The sequence below is a fragment of the uncultured Flavobacterium sp. genome (assembly GCF_963925185.1).
Taxonomy (GTDB): Bacteria; Bacteroidota; Bacteroidia; order Flavobacteriales; family Flavobacteriaceae; genus Flavobacterium.
Window position 1 is genome coordinate 25404 of sequence record NZ_CAWURC010000031.1, and the last position, 22694, is coordinate 48097.

The 22694-nt window shown below is 33.8% G+C and carries 20 protein-coding genes and 1 pseudogene; 8 read left to right on the top strand and 13 right to left on the bottom strand.

Going from position 1 to position 22694, the window contains the following annotated elements; all coding sequences use genetic code 11:
* Positions 1 to 49: 49 nt before the first annotated feature.
* The 5 genes from AABM59_RS07445 to rpsF form a co-directional block, all read right to left on the bottom strand.
* Positions 50 to 523: a DUF6495 family protein gene (locus AABM59_RS07445; RefSeq protein WP_338408335.1), complete on the bottom strand. Its 474-nt coding sequence runs from the start codon at positions 521 to 523 to the stop codon at positions 50 to 52.
* A 95-nt stretch (positions 524 to 618) separates the two neighbouring features.
* Positions 619 to 3771, bottom strand: a complete 3153-nt coding sequence (locus tag AABM59_RS07450) for a TonB-dependent receptor (RefSeq protein WP_338408336.1) — start codon at positions 3769 to 3771, stop codon at positions 619 to 621.
* A 93-nt stretch (positions 3772 to 3864) separates the two neighbouring features.
* Positions 3865 to 4305, bottom strand: a complete 441-nt coding sequence (gene rplI, locus AABM59_RS07455; protein WP_338408337.1) for a 50S ribosomal protein L9 — start codon at positions 4303 to 4305, stop codon at positions 3865 to 3867.
* Between the two features lie 68 nt (positions 4306 to 4373).
* Positions 4374 to 4670 carry a 30S ribosomal protein S18 gene (gene rpsR, locus AABM59_RS07460; protein WP_007138295.1) on the bottom strand — a complete coding sequence of 99 codons (297 nt, stop codon included), beginning with the start codon at positions 4668 to 4670 and terminating at the stop codon, positions 4374 to 4376.
* Positions 4671 to 4675: 5 nt separating this feature from the next.
* Entirely contained in the window at positions 4676 to 5017 is a 342-nt protein-coding gene (gene rpsF / locus AABM59_RS07465) for a 30S ribosomal protein S6 (protein ID WP_338408338.1), read from the bottom strand.
* 139 nt (positions 5018 to 5156) lie between these two features.
* On the opposite strand from rpsF, the pseudogene AABM59_RS07470 reads away from it, so the two are divergent.
* A pseudogene (locus AABM59_RS07470) lies at positions 5157 to 5851 on the top strand (LytTR family DNA-binding domain-containing protein).
* Here the strand turns inward: AABM59_RS07470 and priA are convergent.
* The 3 genes from priA to nadC are packed head-to-tail and all read right to left on the bottom strand — an operon-like array spanning position 5848 to position 10129.
* Complete coding sequence (gene priA / locus AABM59_RS07475) at positions 5848 to 8298, bottom strand: primosomal protein N' (protein ID WP_338408339.1); 2451 nt, start codon at positions 8296 to 8298, stop codon at positions 5848 to 5850. The pseudogene AABM59_RS07470 and the gene priA sit on opposite strands and share 4 nt — an antisense overlap.
* 7 nt (positions 8299 to 8305) lie before the next feature.
* On the bottom strand, positions 8306 to 9259 hold the full coding sequence (locus AABM59_RS07480) for a YihY/virulence factor BrkB family protein (protein ID WP_338408340.1): 954 nt from the start codon (positions 9257 to 9259) through the stop codon (positions 8306 to 8308).
* Positions 9260 to 9271: 12 nt separating this feature from the next.
* Positions 9272 to 10129: a carboxylating nicotinate-nucleotide diphosphorylase gene (nadC, locus tag AABM59_RS07485; RefSeq protein WP_338408341.1), complete on the bottom strand. Its 858-nt coding sequence runs from the start codon at positions 10127 to 10129 to the stop codon at positions 9272 to 9274.
* 245 nt (positions 10130 to 10374) lie between these two features.
* Here nadC and AABM59_RS07490 point away from each other — a divergent pair, with 245 nt between their 5' ends.
* Complete coding sequence (locus tag AABM59_RS07490; RefSeq protein WP_338408342.1) at positions 10375 to 11553, top strand: sodium:proton antiporter; 1179 nt, start codon at positions 10375 to 10377, stop codon at positions 11551 to 11553.
* 7 nt (positions 11554 to 11560) lie between these two features.
* Here the strand turns inward: AABM59_RS07490 and AABM59_RS07495 are convergent, their stop codons facing one another.
* Together AABM59_RS07495 and AABM59_RS07500 are read right to left on the bottom strand one after the other, a co-directional pair.
* Positions 11561 to 12685 (bottom strand): cysteine desulfurase family protein, encoded by a 1125-nt coding sequence (locus AABM59_RS07495; protein ID WP_338408343.1) that lies wholly within the window; start codon positions 12683 to 12685, stop codon positions 11561 to 11563.
* Between the two features lie 19 nt (positions 12686 to 12704).
* Complete coding sequence (locus tag AABM59_RS07500) at positions 12705 to 13622, bottom strand: EamA family transporter (RefSeq protein ID WP_338408344.1); 918 nt, start codon at positions 13620 to 13622, stop codon at positions 12705 to 12707.
* 181 nt (positions 13623 to 13803) lie between these two features.
* Here AABM59_RS07500 and AABM59_RS07505 point away from each other — a divergent pair, with 181 nt between their 5' ends.
* The gene (locus tag AABM59_RS07505) at positions 13804 to 14760 is read left to right on the top strand and encodes a hypothetical protein (protein WP_338408345.1); all 957 of its coding nucleotides are present in this window, start codon (positions 13804 to 13806) and stop codon (positions 14758 to 14760) included.
* Positions 14761 to 14767: 7 nt separating this feature from the next.
* Here AABM59_RS07505 and AABM59_RS07510 read toward each other — a convergent pair whose 3' ends face one another.
* A complete protein-coding gene (locus AABM59_RS07510) occupies positions 14768 to 15319 on the bottom strand; it encodes a Smr/MutS family protein (protein WP_338408346.1) in 552 nt (183 codons plus the stop codon).
* A 123-nt stretch (positions 15320 to 15442) separates the two neighbouring features.
* Between AABM59_RS07510 and AABM59_RS07515 the strand changes: the two genes are divergently transcribed.
* The 3 genes from AABM59_RS07515 (at position 15443) to cysM (ending at position 17621) form a co-directional block, all read left to right on the top strand.
* Positions 15443 to 15721 carry a DUF2752 domain-containing protein gene (locus AABM59_RS07515; protein ID WP_338408347.1) on the top strand — a complete coding sequence of 93 codons (279 nt, stop codon included), beginning with the start codon at positions 15443 to 15445 and terminating at the stop codon, positions 15719 to 15721.
* Between the two features lie 219 nt (positions 15722 to 15940).
* Positions 15941 to 16732: a serine O-acetyltransferase EpsC gene (gene epsC, locus AABM59_RS07520; RefSeq protein ID WP_338408348.1), complete on the top strand. Its 792-nt coding sequence runs from the start codon at positions 15941 to 15943 to the stop codon at positions 16730 to 16732.
* Between the two features lies 1 nt (position 16733).
* Positions 16734 to 17621 carry a cysteine synthase CysM gene (cysM, locus tag AABM59_RS07525; protein ID WP_338408349.1) on the top strand — a complete coding sequence of 296 codons (888 nt, stop codon included), beginning with the start codon at positions 16734 to 16736 and terminating at the stop codon, positions 17619 to 17621.
* A gap of 71 nt (positions 17622 to 17692) precedes the next feature.
* Here the strand turns inward: cysM and AABM59_RS07530 are convergent, their stop codons facing one another.
* Entirely contained in the window at positions 17693 to 18103 is a 411-nt protein-coding gene (locus AABM59_RS07530; protein WP_338408350.1) for an OsmC family peroxiredoxin, read from the bottom strand.
* Positions 18104 to 18305: 202 nt separating this feature from the next.
* Here AABM59_RS07530 and AABM59_RS07535 point away from each other — a divergent pair, with 202 nt between their 5' ends.
* Positions 18306 to 18998 (top strand): SGNH/GDSL hydrolase family protein, encoded by a 693-nt coding sequence (locus tag AABM59_RS07535; RefSeq protein WP_338408351.1) that lies wholly within the window; start codon positions 18306 to 18308, stop codon positions 18996 to 18998.
* A gap of 60 nt (positions 18999 to 19058) precedes the next feature.
* Here AABM59_RS07535 and AABM59_RS07540 read toward each other — a convergent pair whose 3' ends face one another.
* Entirely contained in the window at positions 19059 to 20906 is a 1848-nt protein-coding gene (locus AABM59_RS07540; RefSeq protein WP_338408352.1) for a CocE/NonD family hydrolase, read from the bottom strand.
* 252 nt (positions 20907 to 21158) lie between these two features.
* On the opposite strand from AABM59_RS07540, the gene AABM59_RS07545 reads away from it, so the two are divergent.
* On the top strand, positions 21159 to 22685 hold the full coding sequence (locus tag AABM59_RS07545) for a carboxypeptidase-like regulatory domain-containing protein (RefSeq protein WP_338408353.1): 1527 nt from the start codon (positions 21159 to 21161) through the stop codon (positions 22683 to 22685).
* Positions 22686 to 22694: the final 9 nt, after the last annotated feature.

Here is a 22694-nt window from a genome sequence, read left to right on the forward strand (position 1 = left end):
TTTAAAAATAAAGCACTAAAATAACCAATTTAATGAAATAACGAAGTAATTACGATTCAATAATCGAATTTATTTGTTTAAATAATTGGCCGTCGCTTAAAAACGATCCTTGTTGAATCAATTCGAAAATGGAAGCGTTTCTTTCTTCTGAAAATTGTTTTTTTCCTGTTTTCATTTCAATGGTATCGGTAAACATGTTGTCGCTTAACCATTGCAAACCCTCTTTGGTCAGGAAATCAGTTTCGGAAATCAAGGATTTCAATACAATGGATTGCACATAAGTATCAAAACATTGAAAAAGAAAAATATGGTTTTTGGAGAAATGTTCTAAATATTGTGCTCTACTAAGAACGCCTTCCCAAACTAAATCCGAAAAAACATCTAGTTCTTGTTCCGCAACTTCTGGTTTTTCGGTTTTAATCTTATCCCATTCGGCCTTATCGATAGCCTGTGTTGCTAGAAAATTAATGAATTCTTGATGTAATTCTTCGAATTGTTCTTTGGTTAATCTAGAGTATTTCAATGTGGTTAAAAAATTGGGATTAAAAAATTATGACCCTTTTAATAACAAAAAAGCCCTCTCAAATGAGAAGGCTAATTTAAAACTTTTATATTTTATTAGAAAATATATCTCACACCAAATTGTGCTTGCCATCTTGAAGCTAAACTAGCATCATAATTGAAAGTTTTGGTTTGAGTACCACTAAATGTATAAGTTGGCACATTTCCAGCAACTGAAACACCAATTGGCTGTACACTTGTAGGAACTTGTACTAATCCCCAATCAGAGTTCAATAAATTTCCTAAATTTAACACATCGATACTGAATTGAATGGTATTTGTTTTATTTGAAGCAGAAGATACTTTAAAGTTATAATCTTGCATAAATTTAAAATCCCATTTCCCTCTCCAAGGAGACAAAGCACCATAACGCTCAGCATACTGTCCTCTTCTTCCGTTCAAATAATCATCTTGTTTGATGTAATTATCATAAGCGGCACCTTGACCAGAACCAGAAAAAGTCATTCCGCTAATTTGTGCTGTTGTTGGGATAAAAATTAAATCATTTCCTCCTGAACCGTCATTATTGATATCGCCACCATAAGTATAGCTAAAACGACCACCTTGAGCATATTCGAAGAAAGTAGAAACAGTTGTAGCCCACTTATCATTAGCATATTTCCATTTTTTTGAAGCTACACCAATGAAACGGTTTTTGTCTCCATATTTAGAATTAGAAAGAACGTCATCGTTTACATTTCCTAAAGCTGGGTTAAAAGCAAAAGCATCACCTGTAATTTCAGCCTCAATTGAGTTTACATCAAGTGAATTCATATAGTTATAAGCTACACTTGCAAATAAGCCACTATCAAATGTTTTTTGAATTTTTACAGAAGCATTGAATGCGCTTCCTTTTTTAGAATTGGTTAAAACATAAGCATGAGATGATACTGGAAAACCATAATCTGTCCAAACACCATGATTCGTATCACCATAAATCGCTCTGTTATCAGCTCCAGTTAAACTTGAAGTAGGTTTTTTTAAACCCCAATCTTGAACGTGAACTGCATTGATGTCTTTATTGTATGACATATCTACAGTTGCTATATAATTATTTTTGAATCTATGGTCTAATCCTAAACTTGTTCTAAAAACTTGTGGAAATTTAAAGTCTTTATTAACTACTTGGTAGAAAAATGGATCAACTCCACTTACTTGATTTCCTATCCAAACAAAAGGAAGTTTTCCAGTAAAAATACCAGTTCCTCCACGAAGTTGGGTTGTGTTCTCTCCATTTACATCCCAATTGAAACCAACTCTTGGTGACCATAGCAATGAGTTTCCAGGAAGTTTTGTAGAATCAAAATGTACTACACTTCCATCTTTTGGATTATAATAATCAATATTAGGTAAATATCCTTCTGAATTTTCAGTGTCAATAAATTTTTGTACTAGTTCAGATGTATTGAAGTATAATGGCTTATCAGCTCTTAAACCTATAGTCCATTTAAAATTATCATTCAAACTAAATTCATCCTGCATATAAAATGCTAATTGACCTACATTAATTTCTGATAAATTCCATCCGCCGTTTTTACCTGCTTCGATTTTACCTCTTGAATTAAATGTAGCACTAGCTGCTGCTAATTGATCTGCATAATATCCGCTTGCAATGTTAGCATTAAAACCAGCTAAATCAGTACTTCCAAAAACATCAAAACCATAACCTTTAAGGTTAAACGAATTTTCGAATTCGAATTTCTCGAATGAACCACCAAAAGTTAAATTATGATTTCCAACAATATAATTTAGGTTGTTTGTTATTTGAAAAACTTTTTGGTCTAATTTGTTGTTTATAGAAAAAGGTTCGTGTCCTGCAATGATATAAGGAGAACCATCTTTTGTAATTGTTATTACAGGAGCTGGTGCAGAAAACGGATTTCTAAAGTCATTAAAATGAGTGTAACCTGCTTGTAATTTATTTGAAACTGATTCACTAAATTTTGAATTTAATTCTAATAAAAATGAATTTAATTTGTTATTCATTTGATAACCCGAATTTGCAAATTGAAGTGTATTGAAGTCTGGTCCTCTACGATTTATAGCAGTTGGATGTGCTGGTTTATCTTTTGAAGCATCAAGGAAATTATATATAACAGCTAATTTGTTGTTATCATTTATATTCCAATCCAATTTAATAATTCCTTTACTTGAGTTAGAGTTGTGAGTAAATCCTTGGTATGCTCCAGTATCGTAACCTAATGTTTTTAAAGCATTTGAAACACTCATCAAGTCAGCAGCTAAAACTCTAGACTCATTTACGCCAGTAGTTCCATTTCCATCATTGGCAACAACGCTTGAACCCAAATCAGTTCTTTCGTCAACTTCGTAATTTCCAAAAAAGAATAATTTATTTTTGATTAATGGTCCACCAACGCTAAATCCGGCTTGTGATTGAGTCAATGTAGGAACAAATATTTTTTCTCCATTAACTTTACTCCCTGTTAAATCTTGATTTCTGTAGAAGGCATAAGCTGTTCCATGAAATTCATTACTTCCTGATTTTGTAACTGCATTCACTGAAGCACCTGTAAATCCAGATAATGTTACATCATATGGAGCAGTTGCCACCTGAATTTGCTCAATAGCATCCAGAGAAATAGGATTAGAATCTGTTTGTCCACCAGGAGTTGCTGCATCTAATCCGAACGGATTATTGAAGACTGCTCCATTCAATGAATAATTATTATATTGGTCGTTTCTACCTCCAAAAGAACCTCCACTTGCTGTAGGCTCCATACGGGTAAAATCTGCAGCCGATCTTGAAATAGAAGGCATTGTTGCTAATTCTTTTCTTCCAATTGTAGTTTCGGCACCGGTTCTTCCGCTTCCGAAAACTTTACCTTTAGAAGACGTGATTACAACTTCCTCCAACTTTAGACTTTCATCCTGAAGAAGTACCTCGAGGTTAAAAACCTTTCCTAAATCAAGATATACATCATTAAACTCCTGCGTTTTATATCCAACAAAAGTAACAACAATTTTATATGGTCCTCCAATTCTCATGTTGAGAATATTAAACCTTCCATCAGCATTTGACAATGCAGAATACTTGGATCCAGTAGGCGTGTGAACGGCCTGCATGGTTGCTCCTGGAAGCAGTTCCAAATCGGAACCCTTAACAGTTCCTTTAATACTAGAAGTTGTAGTTTGCCCAATCACAGAATGAAGTGCAAATACAAGTAAAAATAAAGTAATAATTTTTTTCATTATATTTAATTTTTAGTTAGTCTGCTAATATAAACAAAAAAAAACCACTAAATTAAGTGGTTTTTTTATTTTATTAACAAAAGGTTAACAATCTTATTTCTCAGCGATGATTTCATAAGGTAATTCAACTACTACATCTCTGTGCAATCTAATGCTTGCAGCGTATTTTCCAGTACGTTTTACGATACCACTTGTTATAAATTTTCTTTCGATTGCTTGTCCTGCTTTTTCCAAAGCTTCGGCAATATCTATATTAGTGATTGAACCAAAAAGTTTTTCACCTCCTGCTTTAGCTAAAATTTTAATTTCCAATGCTTTCAGGATTTCAGCCAATGCTTTCGCATCGTTTACAACCTTAGCTTCTTTGTGAGCTCTTTGTTTTAGATTTTCGGCCAATACTTTCTTTGCAGAAGGAGTTGCCAATTGCCCGTGGCCTTGTGGAATTAAAAAGTTACGACCGTAACCGTTTTTCACAGATACAATATCGTCTTTAAATCCTAAATTCTGAACGTCTTTTTTTAATATAATTTCCATGTTGTTGTCCTTTGTTATTAGAAGTTAGGTTTCGTTTTGATGAAAACCAACAACTGCGTTTTTTAATATTATTTTAGTAAATCAGCCACATATGGCATTAATGCTAAGTGACGCGCTCTTTTTACAGCTACTGACACTTTTCTTTGGTATTTCAATGAAGTTCCTGTTAAACGACGAGGAAGTATTTTTCCTTGCTCATTAACAAATTTCAATAAGAAATCGGCATCTTTATAATCAATATATTTGATACCTGATTTTTTGAAACGACAATACTTTTTAGTTTTGTTGGTTTCTATGTTCAAAGGCGTAAGATATCTGATATCTCCGTCTTTTTTTCCTGAAGCTGATTGTTGTAATGTTGCCATAATGATTAAGCTTTTGCAGATTTAAGTTTAGTTCTTCTTCTTTCAGCCCAAGAAATAGCATGTTTATCAAGACTTACAGTCAAGAAACGCATAATTCTTTCGTCACGTCTAAATTCTGTTTCAAAAGCAATAAGCATTTCGCCTGCAATTTTGAATTCGAATAAATGGTAAAAACCAGATTTTTTGTTTTGGATTTCATAGGCCATTTTTTTCAGACCCCAATCCTCTTTGGATACCATTTCAGCCCCACGGCTAGTAAGAAAATCTTCAAATTTGCTTACTGTTTCCTTTACCTGAACTTCAGATAAAACGGGATTTAAAATGAAAACAGTTTCATAATGATTCATAAATATTTATTTATTTGTTATTTGGCTGCAAAAGTAATCATTTTTTTTTAATAAAAAAAAACGTTATTAAACTTTAGTCGTCATAACGCAAAAAAAACATACTAATTTTAGTCTCCAAAAATCTTTATAAAAATAAGTTATGAAACTAAATAGTATCTTAGTTGACGACAGTCCCATTCAGAGAAGGGTCATCAAAAATTAGTAAATAATCAGCCCAATCTTCATCTTATTGGTGAATTTTCGAATGCAATTGAAGCAAAAGGATACATGACCATGAACAATGTGGACTTAATCTTTTTAGACATTAAAATACCTGTTACAAGTGGTTTTGATTTTTTGGATGGTTTAAAAAAACTAAACCACAAATTATCTTTATCACTTAAAAAGTTGAATATGCCTTGATAGCATTTGATTATGATGCTGCCGAATATCTTCAAAAACCAATCGCAATTGATCGATTTAATGCTTCTGTAAAAAGAGCTATTAATTTACAATTGCTAAAATCTGAAACTAATGAGGACGATGGTGATTGCCTTTTTATTAAAAGTAATCTAAAAAAACTAAAAATCTATACCTCTAAGATAAAATGGATCGAAGCTTTTGATGATTATGTAAAAGTAGTTACCGAAGAAGATAGTAATTTGGTTCTTTCGACGATGAAATCTTTTGAAAAAGATTTGTAAAAGATAAGTTTATTAGAGTTCCCAAATCCTATATTATAAATATGACAAAGTAGAGCGTTTTAACAGCCGATTTGCCGAAATTGGAATTACAAAAATTCCACTGAGCCGGCATAAAAAAGAAGATTTAGTCAGAGTACTAGCTTTTAACTAATAAAAATCAACATTCACGGTCACTTTTATTGATCGGTATTGTGCAACTGCCTCAAAACTATTCAGCATCTTCTGGATAGTTTTTTTTGTGCCTTGCAAAGACTGGTTCATAGGGATTTTTATCATTATGGTCCTAATGTATTCATTGCGAATTCTTGAAATAGGTGGTTCTTCAGGACCTAAAACCGGAATAGCCAAGTTTTGTTGCATCACTTGGTACAACCAAATCGAACCTTCTTTGAGTTTATCAAAATCCCGATGTTTCAAAGTCAACTTTATCAGTTTAAAATAAGGAGGGTATTTATAGATTTGCCTTTCGTACAATTGTTCGTTGCTCATTCCTTCATAATCATTATGAACAACTTGCTGAATCGTATTATGCTCCGGATTATAAGTTTGAATTATAACTTTTCCGCGTTTTTCTGAACGACCTGAACGACCTGAAACCTGAGTCATCATTTGAAAACTTCTTTCAAAAGCCCTAAAATCAGGATGGTACAACATATTGTCTGCATTCATAATTCCCACAAGACTCACATTGTCAAAATCTAAACCTTTGGCAAGCATTTGCGTTCCCACCAAAACATCAACTTCTCGATTTTTAAAACCGTCGATAATTTTCTCAAAGCCAAATTTTCCTCGAGTAGTATCTTGATCCATTCTTCCAATTTTTGCGCTTGGAAACAATTCGACCAATTCCTGCTGAATTTGTTCTGTTCCAAAACCTTTTGTGGTCAAGTGAATACTTGAACAAGAGTGGCAATTTGATGGTTTTGCCATTGAATATCCACAATAATGACAACGCAATTGATTTTTATGTTTGTGGTACGTCAAACTCACGTCGCACTGTGAACATTGTGGAACGTGTCCGCAAGTCATGCATTCTATAACAGGTGAAAAACCCCTTCGGTTTTGGAACAAAATAATTTGTTCTCCTAATGACAAAGCAGTCGTAATTTCCTCTATTAAGGTATCGCTAAAATGACCCGACATTTTCTTGCGGAAGTATTTGTCTTTCAAGTCGACCAATTCGATTTCGGGCATCATTACATTTCCAAATCTCTCGGAAATTTCGACCAAACCATATTTTCCGGATTGGGAATTATAATAGGTTTCAATACTTGGCGTAGCCGAACCCAATAAAACTTTTGCTTTAAAGCTGTTTGCCAAAACTATCGAAGCATCGCGGGCGTGATACCGTGGCGAGGGATCTACCTGCTTGAATGTTTGCTCATGTTCTTCATCAACAATAACTAATCCCAAGTTCGCAAAAGGCAAGAATAAGGCTGATCGTGCTCCGATGACAATCTGTGCTTTTGGAGATTGTGCTAAAACTTGTTTCCAGACTTCTACCCTTTCATTGTTGCTATATTTTGAATGAAAAACAGCCACTTTATTACCAAAATAATCGCGTAATCTTCCTACTAGTTGCGTTGTTAAGGCGATTTCTGGTAATAAATACAGGATTTGTTTTTCTTCTTTTATATATTCTTCAATGAGTTTGATATAGATTTCGGTTTTTCCGCTAGAAGTGACTCCATGTAAAAGACAAACTTCTTTTTGAGCGAAACTATCTTTGATTTCATCAAAAGCAATTTGCTGCGTTGCGCTCAAATGCAATTTTTCTTCCCGAGTTTTTCCCGAGAAATTGACCCGATCAACCTGAATATAATATTCTTCAAAAATCTCTTTGTCAATCAATGTTTTCACGATTGCCGTAGTTGAATTAGCAGTTTCGGTCAATTTTTTTACCGTGATTGGTTTTTTATCTGAAGCACTTAATTGAAAAAAACTCAGAACAATTTCCTTTTGTTTGTTAGCATTTTTTAAGGTTTCGAGCAATTCCCCTAAACCTTGGTTTGATTCGTATTTTGAATGTAATTTTACATATCGAATGAGTTTTGGTTTATAGCTTTCTAACATTTCTTCTTGAAGAACCAGAATATTTTTGTCTATCATTTTTTGGATAACGGGAAAAATATTTTTCTTGTTCAAAATATTAATTATGTCCTGAACTTTCAATGAACTCTGTTGTTGAAGCGCTTCGTAAACCAGAAATTCCTCATCCGATAGCAGACTTTCATCGACAAAAAAATCTTGCTTTTGAGAAATAACAGTTTCACTTTCTAGCAAAAGTGCCGAAGGCATTGCTCCGCGATACACATCTCCAATAGAACACATATAATAAGAAGAAATCCATTGCCAATGGGCGATTTGTATTTCGGTTACAATGGGGTTTTCGTCGAGGATTTGATGAATTTCCTTGGCATCGTATAAAGTAGGTTTGTTTTGATGAATTTCGATAACCAGTGCTGTGTATATTTTACTTTTTCCGAAAGATACCGCCACACGCATTCCTTTTCTGATATAATTATATTCAGCCTCAGAAACGCGATAGGTAAATGTTTTAGCAAGAGAAAGCGGTAAAATTACTTCGACAAAATGCATTTTAGATTTATGAATTAGGATTTAAAATTTGGGCTTTTAGATCCTTGTGCTTGTTTTTCAATTTATTGATTGCAGCATTCAAATCAAAACCAAGCAACAAGATCATACAGTTGATCCAAATGTAAAACATCATGATTAATAATGTCCCTATAGATCCATATAATTGATTGTATTTTGAAAATCGAATTACCCAAATCCCGAAAAAATAAGAAGAAAGAATAATGAGAATAGTCGTTAACACAGAACCAATGGTAATAAATACAGGTTTATGGGTTTGCTTGGTTCCAAATCTGAATAATATTGAAGTAGTAACCAAAATCATTAAAATTACAAATAAATACCGTCCCATTTGTATGAAGGGAATGTTGTCATTAAGAACGTCATGCATTTTAATTTTTTGAATAAAAATTTCGAAAATAAGGATGGTAGCGACAGTAATTAATAATAATAAAGATAGTAATAACGACATTGCTAGAGCCACAAAATATTGATGTAAAAAACCCCTTTTAATGATGATATGATGTGACGTTTGGAATCCGCCAAGTATAGCAGTTAAGCCATTTGCCATTAAAAAAATGGATAGAACAAACCCCCAAGAAAGTAGTCCAGAATGACTATTATTGAGAATGTCATTGATAATGCTGGCAATTGCATCATAAGTATGTGGGGGAACTCCGTGCTCTACGAATTTGAGAAAATCTTGCTGAAATCCCTCAATGGGAATGTACGGAATGAGATTCAAGATAAATAAAGCAAATGGAAATAATGCCATAAAAAAGCTGAATGCAATGGCGGAAGCTCTATAGGATAAGGCTCCTTCGACAATTCCGATGATGTATAATTCTAATAAATCATACAATGACAACTCATACAACCAAGGCAGTTTTATTCTTTTGAGAAAATGGACCAGTCTTCTCAAAACTGGAATTTTTTCTATTCTTTCTTCTATTTCTTTACTCATACGTGGCTCATTTTAAAAGGCTTTCAGGCTCAAATCCATGTTGTAAATCGAATGTGTTAATGCTCCTGACGAAATATAATTTACTCCACATTCGGCATAACTACGAATGATTTCTTCGTTAATATTCCCTGATGATTCCGTTTGGCATTTAGTTCCTATTAAGGCAACTGCTTTTCGGGTGTCGTCATAATTAAAATTGTCAATCAAAATCCTATGAATTCCCTCACTTTCAAGAATCTCCTTGATTTCATCAAGGTTTCGGGCTTCTACAATGATTTTAAGATTGAGTTTTTTTTTCTTTAGATAGCTTTTAGTTTTAGCTATAGCCAAAGTAATTCCACCAGCAAAATCAATATGGTTGTCTTTGAGCATTATCATATCATAAAGTGCAAAACGGTGGTTTTCGCCTCCGCCTATTTTTACAGCCCATTTCTCGCAGGCTCTAAAACCTGGAGTAGTTTTGCGCGTGTCAAGAATTTGTGTATTTGTTCCGTGCAGCAAGTCGATATAACTTTTAGTTTTGGTGGCAATAGCACTCATTCGTTGCATAGAATTGAGTACTATTCTTTCGGCTTTAAGGATGGATTGTGAGCTTCCAGATATCTGAAAAACTACATCACCATATTTCACTGGAGTTCCATCTTCAATAAATATTTCCATTTTCAGATTACTGTCAACATAATTGAGAATCATTTTGGCAAAAGCCACACCTGCAATAACACCATCTCCTTTTACTAAAAGCCTTGCTCTTCCAATTGCCGAAATAGGTATACAGGCTAAGGAACTGTGATCTCCATCGCCCAAATCCTCACGAATTCCGTTTTGTATTATGAGTTGTAATTCGGTTTCAAATTGTGTATTGCTGATCATTTTATACTAAAATTTTAAAGAATGCTAAAATACCATTTTATTTGGTGATTAGGAAATTTGAAGTTTTCGAAATTTTATAGCCATTTAAGTTCCGAGAAGTTTTAATCTTTTATAAAATTATAGACAAAAAGCATTAATAAAAATATTAAAAATTAACAATCAAAAGTACTAACTTAGCCGCAAATTGGTAAGATTTTGACCATCTCTAAAAGATAAAACTTTTAATAATCAATAACGGATAATTAATGACTATTGTAATTACACTTTGCTCTTTGCTGCTCATCGGCTATTTGTTTGACTTGACTTCATCAAGAACAAAAATTCCTTCCGTGATTTTATTGCTTCTTTTGGGTTGGGTAGTTAGACAGGCAACTAATTTTTTAGAAATCAAACTTCCTGATTTAGATCAGGTTTTGCCAATTTTAGGTACAATAGGATTAATCCTTATAGTACTTGAAGGTTCCCTGGAGTTAGAATTGAACAAATCAAAAGTGGGATTGATAAAAAAATCTTTTTTAGGAGCCTTCTTTCCATTATTTATACTTGCCTTTTCGCTTGCCTATATTATAGAATATTATAGCGGCTATTCCTTTAAAGTTAGTTTAACAAATGCAATTCCATTTTGTATAATAAGTAGCGCTATTGCTATTCCCAGTGTGAGAAGTTTAACATCAAGAGAAAAAGAATTTGTGATTTATGAAAGTAGTCTGTCTGATATTTTAGGTGTTATTTTTTTTAATTTTATCTCTTTCCATACTACATTTGGACTTGAAACTTTTGGAAGTTTAATTTTGGAAATAGTTGTAATCATAATTGTGTCTCTTGTAGCTACAATTTCTCTTTCTTATTTATTAAATAAAATAGACCATCACATTAAATTTGTTCCCATTATTATACTGGTAATTTTAATTTATGCTATTTCAAAAACCTACCATTTGCCAGCATTAATTTTTATTCTAATATTCGGGCTTTCTATAGGTAATATTGATGAATTAAAACATTTTAAATGGATTGAAAATTTTCAAACAGACCTTTTAAGTAAGGAAGTTATAAAATTTAAGGAGCTTACAATCGAAGCCACTTTTTTAGTCAGGGCTTTGTTTTTTCTTCTTTTTGGATACTTGATTCAAACAAAGGAAATACTGAATACTAAAACATTGCCTTGGGCCATTGGGATCGTCTTTGCTCTTTTCTTCTTAAGAACAATTCAACTTAAATGGACTAAAATTCCATTGTTTCCTTTAGTTTTTGTAGCGCCACGGGGACTTATTACCATTTTGCTTTTTCTTTCGATAGAACCATCATATAAAATTCATTTAGTAAATGAATCGCTAATCATTCAAGTAGTTTTGCTAACCGCTTTTATAATGATGTTTGGCTTGATGTTAACCAGCGGAAATGAAAAAAACAAAACAACTTCATAAAAATATTTTACATTCCCTTCAACCCATTAATCAATAAATCAATATCTTCTTTGGTATTATAATGACTAAACGAAATACGAAGGCTTGGTTTTTTTAAATTCTCATTTGAAAGCATCTCTGCTAAAACATGTGATCCCTTTACGCTTCCACTTTGACAAGCGCTTCCACGGGAAACCGCTATTCCTTTCATATCAAGATGAAATAAAATCATCACAGCTTTTTCCTCCTCAAAAGGTAATATAACATTCAATATGGTGTAAAAACCATCTTGACTTCCGTTGATTTTAAAGGCTGGAAATTCGAATACAAGTTGGCTAACCAAATAGTTTTTTAAACCTAAAATATCGTTTCTTTCCTGTTTTAAGTTCGCATAGGAAAGTTCTAAAGCTTTCGCCATTCCCGCAATTTGATGCACTGATTCAGTTCCGGGACGCAATCCTTTTTCCTGTTCTCCACCATGAAAAATTGGCTGTAAACCTGAATTTTTCTTTATAAAAGCAAAACCAACTCCTTTTGGTCCGTGAAATTTATGTGCACTCGCCACAATGAAATCAACAGGAATTATTTGTAAATCGATTTCGGTTTTCCCAATAGATTGCACCGTATCCGAATGAAAAAGTGCGTAGTGCTGTTCACAAATTCGCCCCACTTTTTCCAAATCTAAAACCGTCCCTATTTCATTATTTACGTGCATCAAACTGACCAAAGTTTTTGTTTCCTGCGAAAGCAAGTTAACTAAATCTGTTATGTCAATTTCACCATTTGGCTTTACTGCAACATAATCAACTTGAATATCAAACTCTTGTTGCAAAGACTGAACCGTATATAAAACCGCATGGTGCTCAATTTTGCTGGTAATAATACGTTTAACTTTCAAATCCTTTACCGCAGAACGAAGAATCCAATTATTAGCTTCGGTGCCGCAGGAAGTGAAAATAATTTCTTGTGCCGAAGCGTTCAATTGTTTAGCAATTGATTTTCTGGAAAGTTCTAAGATACTTTTGGCGTGTCGACCAAAACTATGTGTCGACGATGGATTTCCATAATCTTCGGATAATATTTTTGTCATTTCCTGAACCACTTCAGGACGGAGCTGGGTGGTAGAGGCGTTATCTAGATATGCTTTTTTCATTTTTTAAATTTAAATTTATTTACAATACTTGCTTTTGTGAGCGCGGAAATTTCAATTTTATGGAAAACAGTAGTCTTGCATTGAAAATAACAATTGAAACAAAAATTAAGAAATAAGAACACAACTGAATTAGGTTAAAATTCTCGTTGAAATAAAATATTGCCAACAAAAAATTAATTATCGGATTCATGTAAATCATAATTCCCACAGTTGAAGAGTTAATGCCTTTTAAAGCATACAAATTCAAAAATAAAGGAATGATGGTAAAAAACACTACTATAATCAACAAATAGGTGTAAAAAAAGGGTTCTGTTGGGATTGCTCCGCTATATTTTGGATAAAAAGGAAGCAAAATTATCGCTGTAAAAACCAATTGAATGGTTAAAACTAGAAATTTGTCAAGCCCACTGTTTTTTCTCTGACTAACCAAATATAAAGCATAAGTTGTGGCAACAACCATGCTGAAAAACATATCTAGAAAATGATTAAACGACAACAAAACACAACCCAAAACACTTATCATCACAGCGGTCCATTGCCCTCTAGACAACCTTTCTTTTAACATGTAAAAAGCAAAAACGGTTGTTAGAATAGGGCAGATTAAATATGCTAACGAAGCTGCTTTCACGCTAATATGATTCATTACAAAAATAAAAATAAACCAGTTCGAAATAAGAAAAAATGCACCACCAAGTGTCAACGCCACAGTGCTTTTCTTCTCTTTTTGTGGCATCTGTTTGAAAAGATTCCAATTTTGCCAAATAACCTTTCTTCGAAAAACAAGGTTAATCAATATCATTATAATTACACTAAAAAAAACACGGTAAAACAATATATCCAAAGAGGCGTAATTGCGGAGTGGTTTTAAGACTAAACTAAAAAAGCCCCATATAAAAAAGGCAAAAAAAGCAGCTAAATAATATCTTGTAAGTTTCATTTGTTGAATTAAATTGGCACAAATATAATGATTTCCATTCGCTTAGAATTCCTTTCATATTACATTAAAAAAAAAATATTGCACCATTAAAATCTAAAATTTGTTTTAATTTATATGTTTTTGAACGAGAATGCTTTTGGAACAAATTAAAAATTCTATTTTTGTTCTAAATAGTATAAAAATGAAAAGATTTTTGGTTGTATTGGTTTGTGTAGTCGCTTTAAATAGCTGTGACGACGGTGATTTAATATTAGAAACCATTGATTTTGAAAGCGCCACGACTAAAAGCTGCAGTACTAACGACATCCTTTATAAACTGAAGGACAAAGAGGTATTATTGCTTGAAATTCCTAAAAGTTCGTTTGTAAATGAACCAACAGTGACTGGAACTCCGAACCTTATTGACATTAGCGGTGCCAATCGCGTGGTCTATCGTTTTTATAACGGAACCGTCGTTGCTGATAATATTTGTGAAACCATACCGCCAGCAACACCTATCGTTACTGATCAATGGAATGCAACTGCAGGAACAATACAAATAATTACAACTGCCGTAAAAACTACAAATACAAACGAAAACAGTACGAGAATTTCAGGTTACAATCACAATATTGTATTCAAAAACATAACTTTTGCAAAAACAAAAGGAACCCAAGTATACGAAACTTTTGCTTTTGGAGATTATGTTTCAAGTGTAACTGCGTTGCCTTTTGGCTTTGATAAAATATTAGAACAATGCAGTACTTCAAAACAAATTTACAATTACCTCAGTGGAGAAGCATTAACATTAGATATAGATCCAACTTTGATTGTTAACGCTGCAACACCTTTAAATTCCCCTAGAATAGGTTTAATTAGTGCCACAAAAAACAAACTCGCCTATCGATTATATTCGAATGGTGTCCTTACGCCGAGCTATTTTTGCAATACAACTGTTCCGTCGCTTCCAACGATAAGTGAAGAATGGGTTGGTGTTAATGGAGTTTCAGGCACAAGCGGTATAGTTGAAGTTACTACTACAACTAATGGAACTGGTTTTAAACACACAATTATACTCAAAAATGCAACTTTAAAGAAAGGAAATAGCGATTTTAGACTTGGAGATAGCTTTATCTATGGTGAATTATTGACTAACTAATTCTGAATTATTTGCTACTTTGTTTGATAAAAACCTCGGTGGCACCTTGACCATATTTTTGATAATTACCGTCTTGAAAAGCAATGTTATCATATCTTCCCAACAAAAAATCTAGTTCCGATTTTAGGATTCCTTCGCCAACTCCGTGAATAAAAACAATTTTTGGAATGCGGTTTCTTATGGCAAATTCGATGTGTCGTTTAGCCGTTTCAGATTGTAAAGTCAGGATGTCGTAATTAGACATTCCTCGTTTATTGGGAACTAATTTTTCTATGTGTAAATCAAATTCCGGAGCCGAAATTTCGTGTTTATCTTTGCGTTCCTTAACAAAACTTCTTGCTTTTGGAATCTCTTTTTCCTTGGTGATTTCACCTATATTTATTCTTTTTATGGAATCCATTAAATTACTGGAATCGTTTATTTTAAGCAATTCATTGACCCTAAATGTCATCATAAAACCATCCTCGGTTTCTATTGTAACTTCTTTATCTTTGACTTCGAACACTATCCCGTTTATGGCTTCATCCAAAACCGAAACCTTATCTCCTTTATTGAACATTTTATTCTTCTTTATCTAGATTTTTATTTAATACACTGGTATTTGATTTCAAAAGTAATGAACTTTAAAACAACATCATTTATTATTAAAAAGGATTCTTGTATTTTTGTAAAAACAAAAAAAATGAATTTAGAAAACTACATGATTCCTTGCTTGAGCAAAACACTATTTGGTTTGGAGTGTCTAGGATGCGGTTTTCAGAGAGCCTTCCTCCTATTATTAAAAGGCAACTTTGCTGCAGCTTTCGAAATGTATCCAGCTATTTACCCAGTGTTTCTTTTTTTTGGAATTGTTGGTTTACATTTTGTTGACAAGCGTCATAATTATAGTAAGCTGCTTAAAGGAATGGCTTTTATAACGGGAATTTTCATGATTGTGAGTTATATTTTTAAACACTTCTAAATTTATATTTATAGTTGCAAAAGCAAGTAAATTTGATATTCTACTATTGGTGAATTTTCAGGTCACTTTTTATTATTCGAAATCTGTAGAATAATGGCATAAAATTTAAATTTAACATTTTTTATCTTTGCCAGTAGTTAATAGTTTGCCCAATTATCGTAACATTTCTAAAAACATCTTACTTTTACCCCTTTAAAATAACCATCCAAATTAACAGACTTGGCAAAAGAAATAATTATACAAAATATTGCAGCTTTAAAGAGCCATTCCTCCATTAATTACGGAATCAAGACACAAGTAGAGACTTTTACTGAGAAACTTTTCTATACTTTGTTTGATACTAATGCTTCCTTAATTGAAAGCATTGACGAACTTGAAATGCTTTTCAGGAAAATTTCAATAATCTCCTGCAAAAAACCGAAAGATCTTTGTGAAAGTGTTTGGAGTCAATTCCTCGAAAAATTACCTTCCGTCCTCGAAATGCTGAATCAAGATGCCGAATACATATTAGAAAACGACCCAGCTTCAAATAGTATTGAAGAAGTATACCTCGCTTATCCAGGATTTTACGCCATTGCCATTTATAGATTGAGTCACGAATTGTATTGTTTAGACATGTTGCTTTTTTCGAGATTAATGAGCGAATATGCACATCAAATCACCGGAACCGACATTCACGCTGGTGCAACAATTGCATCTCCTTTCTTTATTGATCACGCTACCGGAATCGTAATTGGAGAAACCACCGTCATCGAAAAACATGTTAAGTTATACCAGGGAGTCACTTTGGGAGCTTTGAGTGTGAGCAAGGATATGAAAAATGCAAAAAGACATCCAACAGTGGAGAAAAATGTTTGCATTTATGCGAATGCCACTATTCTTGGAGGGGAAACCACCATTGGAAAAAATAGCATTATTGGAGGAAATACATGGATTACAAAATCGATTCCTGCCAAGTCCATCGTGACCAATACCACCATCACCGAGGTAAAAATAAAAGAATTAAAATAGTATGCAATTTAATAAAATATTAGACCTAATCGGGAATACACCTTTGGTGGAAGCCGTGAACTTGGTTAAAAATAAAAATGTTACCCTTTTATTGAAACTCGAAGGAAATAATCCCGGAGGCAGCGTGAAAGACCGTGCAGCCTACAACATGATTGCTTCGGCAATTGAAAGAGGAGACATCAAAAAAGGAGATAAATTGATTGAAGCTACTAGTGGAAACACGGGAATTGCTTTGGCTATGATTGCCCAATTATTTAATATAGAAATTGAGCTTATTCTTCCAGAAGATTCAACCAAGGAACGCACACAAACCATGCGAGCTTACGGAGCTACCGTTATTTTGACGCCAGCTAAAGAAGGAATTATTGGTTCCAGAGATTATGCCAACAAAAAAATGGCAGAAGGGGGTTACATCATGCTAAATCAGTTTGCCAATGACGATAACTGGAAAGCGCATTACAAAACCACGGGACCCGAAATCTGGAAGGATACAGAAGGAACAATAACTCATTTTGTTTCGGCAATGGGAACTACCGGAACTATTATTGGAACCTCTACTTATTTGAAAGAAAAGAATCCTAATATCCAAATTGTTGGAGCTCAACCTACTGACGGTTCTCAAATACCAGGAATCAGGAAATGGCCTCAAGAATATTTGCCTAAAATATTTGATGCTTCAAAAGTAGATACCATAATCGAAGTGAGCGAACAGGAGGCAAGAGAAATGACAAAACGACTGGCCCTTGAAGAAGTTGTTTTTGCTGGGATGAGCAGTGGTGGTTCTGTTGCCGTTGCTTTAAAATTAGCCGACCAATTAGAATCGGGAGTAATCGTAGCCATTATTTGTGACCGAGGCGATCGCTATTTATCTTCTGATTTGTTTAATTAAACCTTATTTTATACCTAAACGAAAGTCTCTATTTGTATTAGAAATCGAGACTTATTTATTTGGTTTAACGGCTAAACCAAAGTAGCTGTAGTACTAATTTCTGTGTTGAACAACTTAGAAATAGGACAATTAAGCTCGGCTTTAGTTACTAATTCCTGAAAAGTCTCATTAGAAATATCTTTTATTTTGGCGGTAACTGCTAGATGTGAACTTACAATTTTTCCTTCTAATAAATCGATGTCACACTTAGTTTCGATGCTTTCAATCTCAAAACCATCGCCGGTTACGTATGCCGAAAGTTGCATCGTAAAACATCCTGAATGTGCTGCGGCAACAAGTTCTTCTGGATTAGTACCAATACCTTCTTCAAAACGAGATTTATACGAATATTGTGCGTTCACCAATATTCCACTTTGTGTAGATAGGTGTCCGGCTCCTTCTTTAAGTGAACCAGTCCAAACTGCGGTTGCATGTCTTTTCATAATACTATTTTTAATGTTTACCCAAATTTAACACTTTATACGCTACGATTCTTAGTCAATTTATTTTTTAACTAAAATTTAAAGTTACTATTGCTTATGTTTTTCACAAGGTGAAAATTCGATTATTTTTATAGTTATTACTACGTGAAATGATTATGTTTGTCGCAAATCAAATTGTTATTTTTACACCAATTAGACACAAATGAAAAACGCAAAATTAATTTACTTCATTTTCCTTTTATCAATCATTATGGGACAAAAAGCAGCCGCTCAAGACTGGGCCAATTTAAATAAATACCAAAAAGAGAATGCAGTTCTCGAAAAACCAATTTCAGAACAAAAAAGAACCGTATTTATGGGGGATTCCATAACTGAATTCTGGTCGATCATTAATTCCGATTTTTTTTCAGGAAAGCCTTATATTAATCGAGGTATTAGCGGACAAACCACTCCTCAAATGCTCATTCGTTTTAGGGCTGATGTAATTGCGTTAAAACCTTCTGCAGTTGTTATTCTAGCCGGTATCAATGATATTGCTGGCAATACTGGTCCAGCAACTTTAGATATGATTACTAACAATATTTTCTCCATGATTGATTTGGCGAAAGCCCATAATATCAAAGTAATCCTTTGTTCGGTTTTACCCGCATCTGATTTTCCGTGGAGTCCCAATCAAAATCCTGCTACTAAAGTCATGGCATTAAACAGCTTATTAAGTAGTTATGCTGTAGCCAATGGAATTCCATTTGTTGATTACTATTCTGCAATGGCCAATGACCAAAATGGATTGCCTAAAACATTTTCAGACGATGGAGTGCATCCTAACAAAGTGGGTTATGAAATAATGGCCCCGATTGTTGAGAAAGTTATTTCAGTTACACTGACAAAATCATAAGCACAAAAAAACCCAATCACTATTCCTAGGATTGGGTTTTTGTTCAAAAATTAAATTCTATTATTTTAAAACAGAAAAGATTATTTTAGAATCAGCATACACGCGATGGGTTTGCTTTTTAAAATCTTCTGGTTTCGCATAAAATATATTGTCTACAAAAGTTTGCGGATTCAAATCAATCAAAGGAAACCACGTGCTTTGAATTTGGATTTGGATTTTGTGGCCTTTTTTAAACGTATGCATTACATCCTGCAGTTTAATATTCACCGATGTTTTCTGGTTAGCAACAAAAGGTTCCGGATTTACAAAACTGTTTCTGAAACGGCCTCTCATCACTTCGCTACGCAGCATCATATGGTAATTGCTTATTTTTAAATATGGGGCAACCTCTGGCGTTTCTGGTTCGTCATCAGGAAACACATCTATTACTTTAACAATCCAATCGGCATCTGTTCCAGAAGTCGAAACCTGCAGTTGTGCCAAAATTTCTCCAGCCAAAGTAGTGTCGTCCGTCAATCGTTCCGTTTCAAAGAATAAAACATCGGAACGTCTTGCAGCAAAACGCTGATCATCTGTCATGTATTTTCTTGGCGTAATCCCTTTTTGATTAATATCTTCGGTAAAAGGGACTGGCTTTTTAGGATCGCTGATGAATTCCTGAAATTTTCTATCATTTTGCTCTGCAGTCGTTAATTTGTCTTGTGACAAATAAAAGCTCTCTTTTACAACATTTTTTGGTGGCCAAGCATTATAGGTTTTCCAGTCTTTAACGCCCGTGTCAAAAACATAGGCTTCCGGCAATTTGATATCGCCTTTTCCGTTGTCTTTCAAAAAATGATAAAAAAAGTTGGCTTCGATATTTTTTTGGAAGAAAGCAGATATACTATCCCCAAACTTTATGTTTCCAATAACCGCACTCGCACTGTTTCTAGCCCAATCGCCGTGGCTCCAGGGTCCCATAACAATCGTATTGTAATTTTTACTGCTTTTTTCAATCGCTTGATAAGTATTCAAAGGACCGTATAAGTCCTCTGCATCAAACCAACCTCCAACAGTCATCACTGCAGGTTTGATCTCTTTTAAATGTTGTAAGATTCCTCTTTTTTGCCAAAATTCATCATAGCTGCTGTGGTCTTTGAGCTGTTGCCAAAATTCGTTGTCTTTACCGTAGAATTTATCCAAATTAGATAAAGGACCTGCATCCAGAAAAAACTGGTAGTCATCTTTGGTACCTAAATCGGGATATTGGTACCAGGCTTTGGTGGTTTGTTCCGTTTTTTGAATACCAAATAAAGGCGTCGCTTTCCAGTAACTCAACAAATAAGCACCATTGTGATGAAAATCATCAAAAAAGAAATCACTGATACAAGCCTGAGGCGAAACCGCTTTCAAAGCAGGGTGGTTGCTCAACAACGAATAAGTGGAATAAAAACCAGGGTACGAAATCCCCCAAACACCCACATTCCCGTTATTGTTTGCTGCATTTTTTACTAGCCAGTCAATGGTGTCATAAGTGTCTGATGCTTCGTCAACCTGAGTTTTTCCTTTTTTATTGGGAATAAAAGCACGCATGTTGTCGTACAAACCATCACTCATCCACCGACCACGAACGTCTTGGTACACAATAATATAGCCTTCTTTCATCATTGTCGCGCTGGGACCAATGCTTCTTTTAAACTCGGTTTCCCCATAAGGCGCGCAGCTGTAAGGTGTACGTTGCATAATGATGGGATACTTTTTAGTAAGGTCTTTTGGCGTATAAATGGCAGTAAATAAAGTAGCGCCATCACGCATTTTAATATGCAACTCTTTCTTAGTGTAATTTTCGCCAACAGTGCTCGGACTGACCTTTTGCGCAGATACGCTTGTAGTAATCACTAAAAGCGCAGTAAGTAATAATTTTTTCATATAAATAATAGCTGATTATAGAACTGTAAATATATTTAGTTTAATCGTAACTTTAATATGTAGTTTGAAAGAATATTCGCAATATCACTAAAAGTGGGTATTGTTGCTGTGTTTTATCTATTGTTTATTTGCAAGGGGCATACATTGCACGAAGAACTTTATAGTAGGATTATCAGTTAATAGTAAGCATCCCGAAAATCTGTAACAAAACGGACATAGTTTCGTCTTATTAAATCTAAGCAGCTAATAAATATGAGACAAGCCTTTATTAATTCATTTTTCATAATGTTTTTATTCCAAGCAGGAATTGCCCAGAATATTAGGGGGAAAATTATCGATTCTAAAACCGGGGAAAGTATTCCCTATGCAAACATTAGGGTAAACGAATCGGAAAACTTAGTTTCTAATGGGGAAGGCTATTTTACTTTATCTGAAAACAACAGTACCGACGACACTCTACTTACGGTTTCTTATCTGGGTTTTGTTAATCAGCAACTAACTGTAGCCGAATTGAAAAAGCTAGACTTTACAATTAAACTCTTGGCCGGAATTTATGACCTTGATGATGTAGCGGTGTCTAACCTAAACCCAAATCCTTACGAGATTATGGCAAATGTAAAAACCAACTTAAACCGTAATTATACAACTAGCGAAAAAGGATCAAAAGAAATGTTCTTTTATAGAACCTCTAATTATTTTAATCCTTCGATAATTGATATGGAGATTAACAAATCAACTGGTTTTAGCAAGCAAGCATTATTAAAAGTCAACAAAGACTTGCAGTCTTTTTCTACTAAATTAATTTCGAAGCCACCAGTTTCATTTACTGACATCCTTTGTAATTATTATTCAGTTAAAACAAAAAAAGCCGATAAGTTTGTGTTTACCTCCAAACTAGATGTTTTAAAAGCTACTATTTTAAAAAATGAAGGAGAATCGACATCCCTAGATGATTTAGAAAAAACAGCCAAAAATTTGATGTTACAGCATCTAGACACTACCAAATATTACCGCTTTAAGAGCGGACTTTTAGGATCACGCGATACGATATCGTTACGTAAAGACTTCAATAACAAAAAAACTACTAAAGAGAAAGAGATAAAGAATCAATTAAAAGCGGCAAAAACTAATTTGAATAGCTTCATGTATGAAAATAATTTTTTAAACAACCAGAGATTCGATTTCATACAAAAACCGAAGCTGTATGACTATACTTACGAAGGTACTACATACACTAATCAAAATGAATTTGCTTATGTCCTTACTTTTAAACCTAGAAAAAGAAAAGCGATGTATGTGGGTAAACTATATATTTCTGAAACCGATTATGCCGTCCTTAGAGCAGATTATGTCCTTGACGACGGTGAAAAGCTAAGTAATTTTAATATGAAGTTACTTTTGGGAATTAAAGTGTCCGAGAATGTCAGTAAAGGAACCATCATTTATAAAAAACGAGCAGAAGACGATAACTATTATATGCAATATGCCACTACAGAAAGTGGAAATTACTTTTATCTCAATCGCCCATTGAAACTTATCGAATTAACTAGTGGTGAAAAAGATGTACTGGATCTTGATTTTAAAATTGAGGCAAATACTCTCAATAAAACAGAATTCCTAAATATGTCTCGTTCCGAAATAACGGAATCACGAATTGAAAAGATTAAGGAGGTAGACTTTAAATTTATAAAAATTAAATCCTATGACCCTAAGATCTGGAAGGATTACAATGCCATAGAACCGTTACAAGAAATGAAGCAATTTAATGTCACTCATTAAACAAAATGA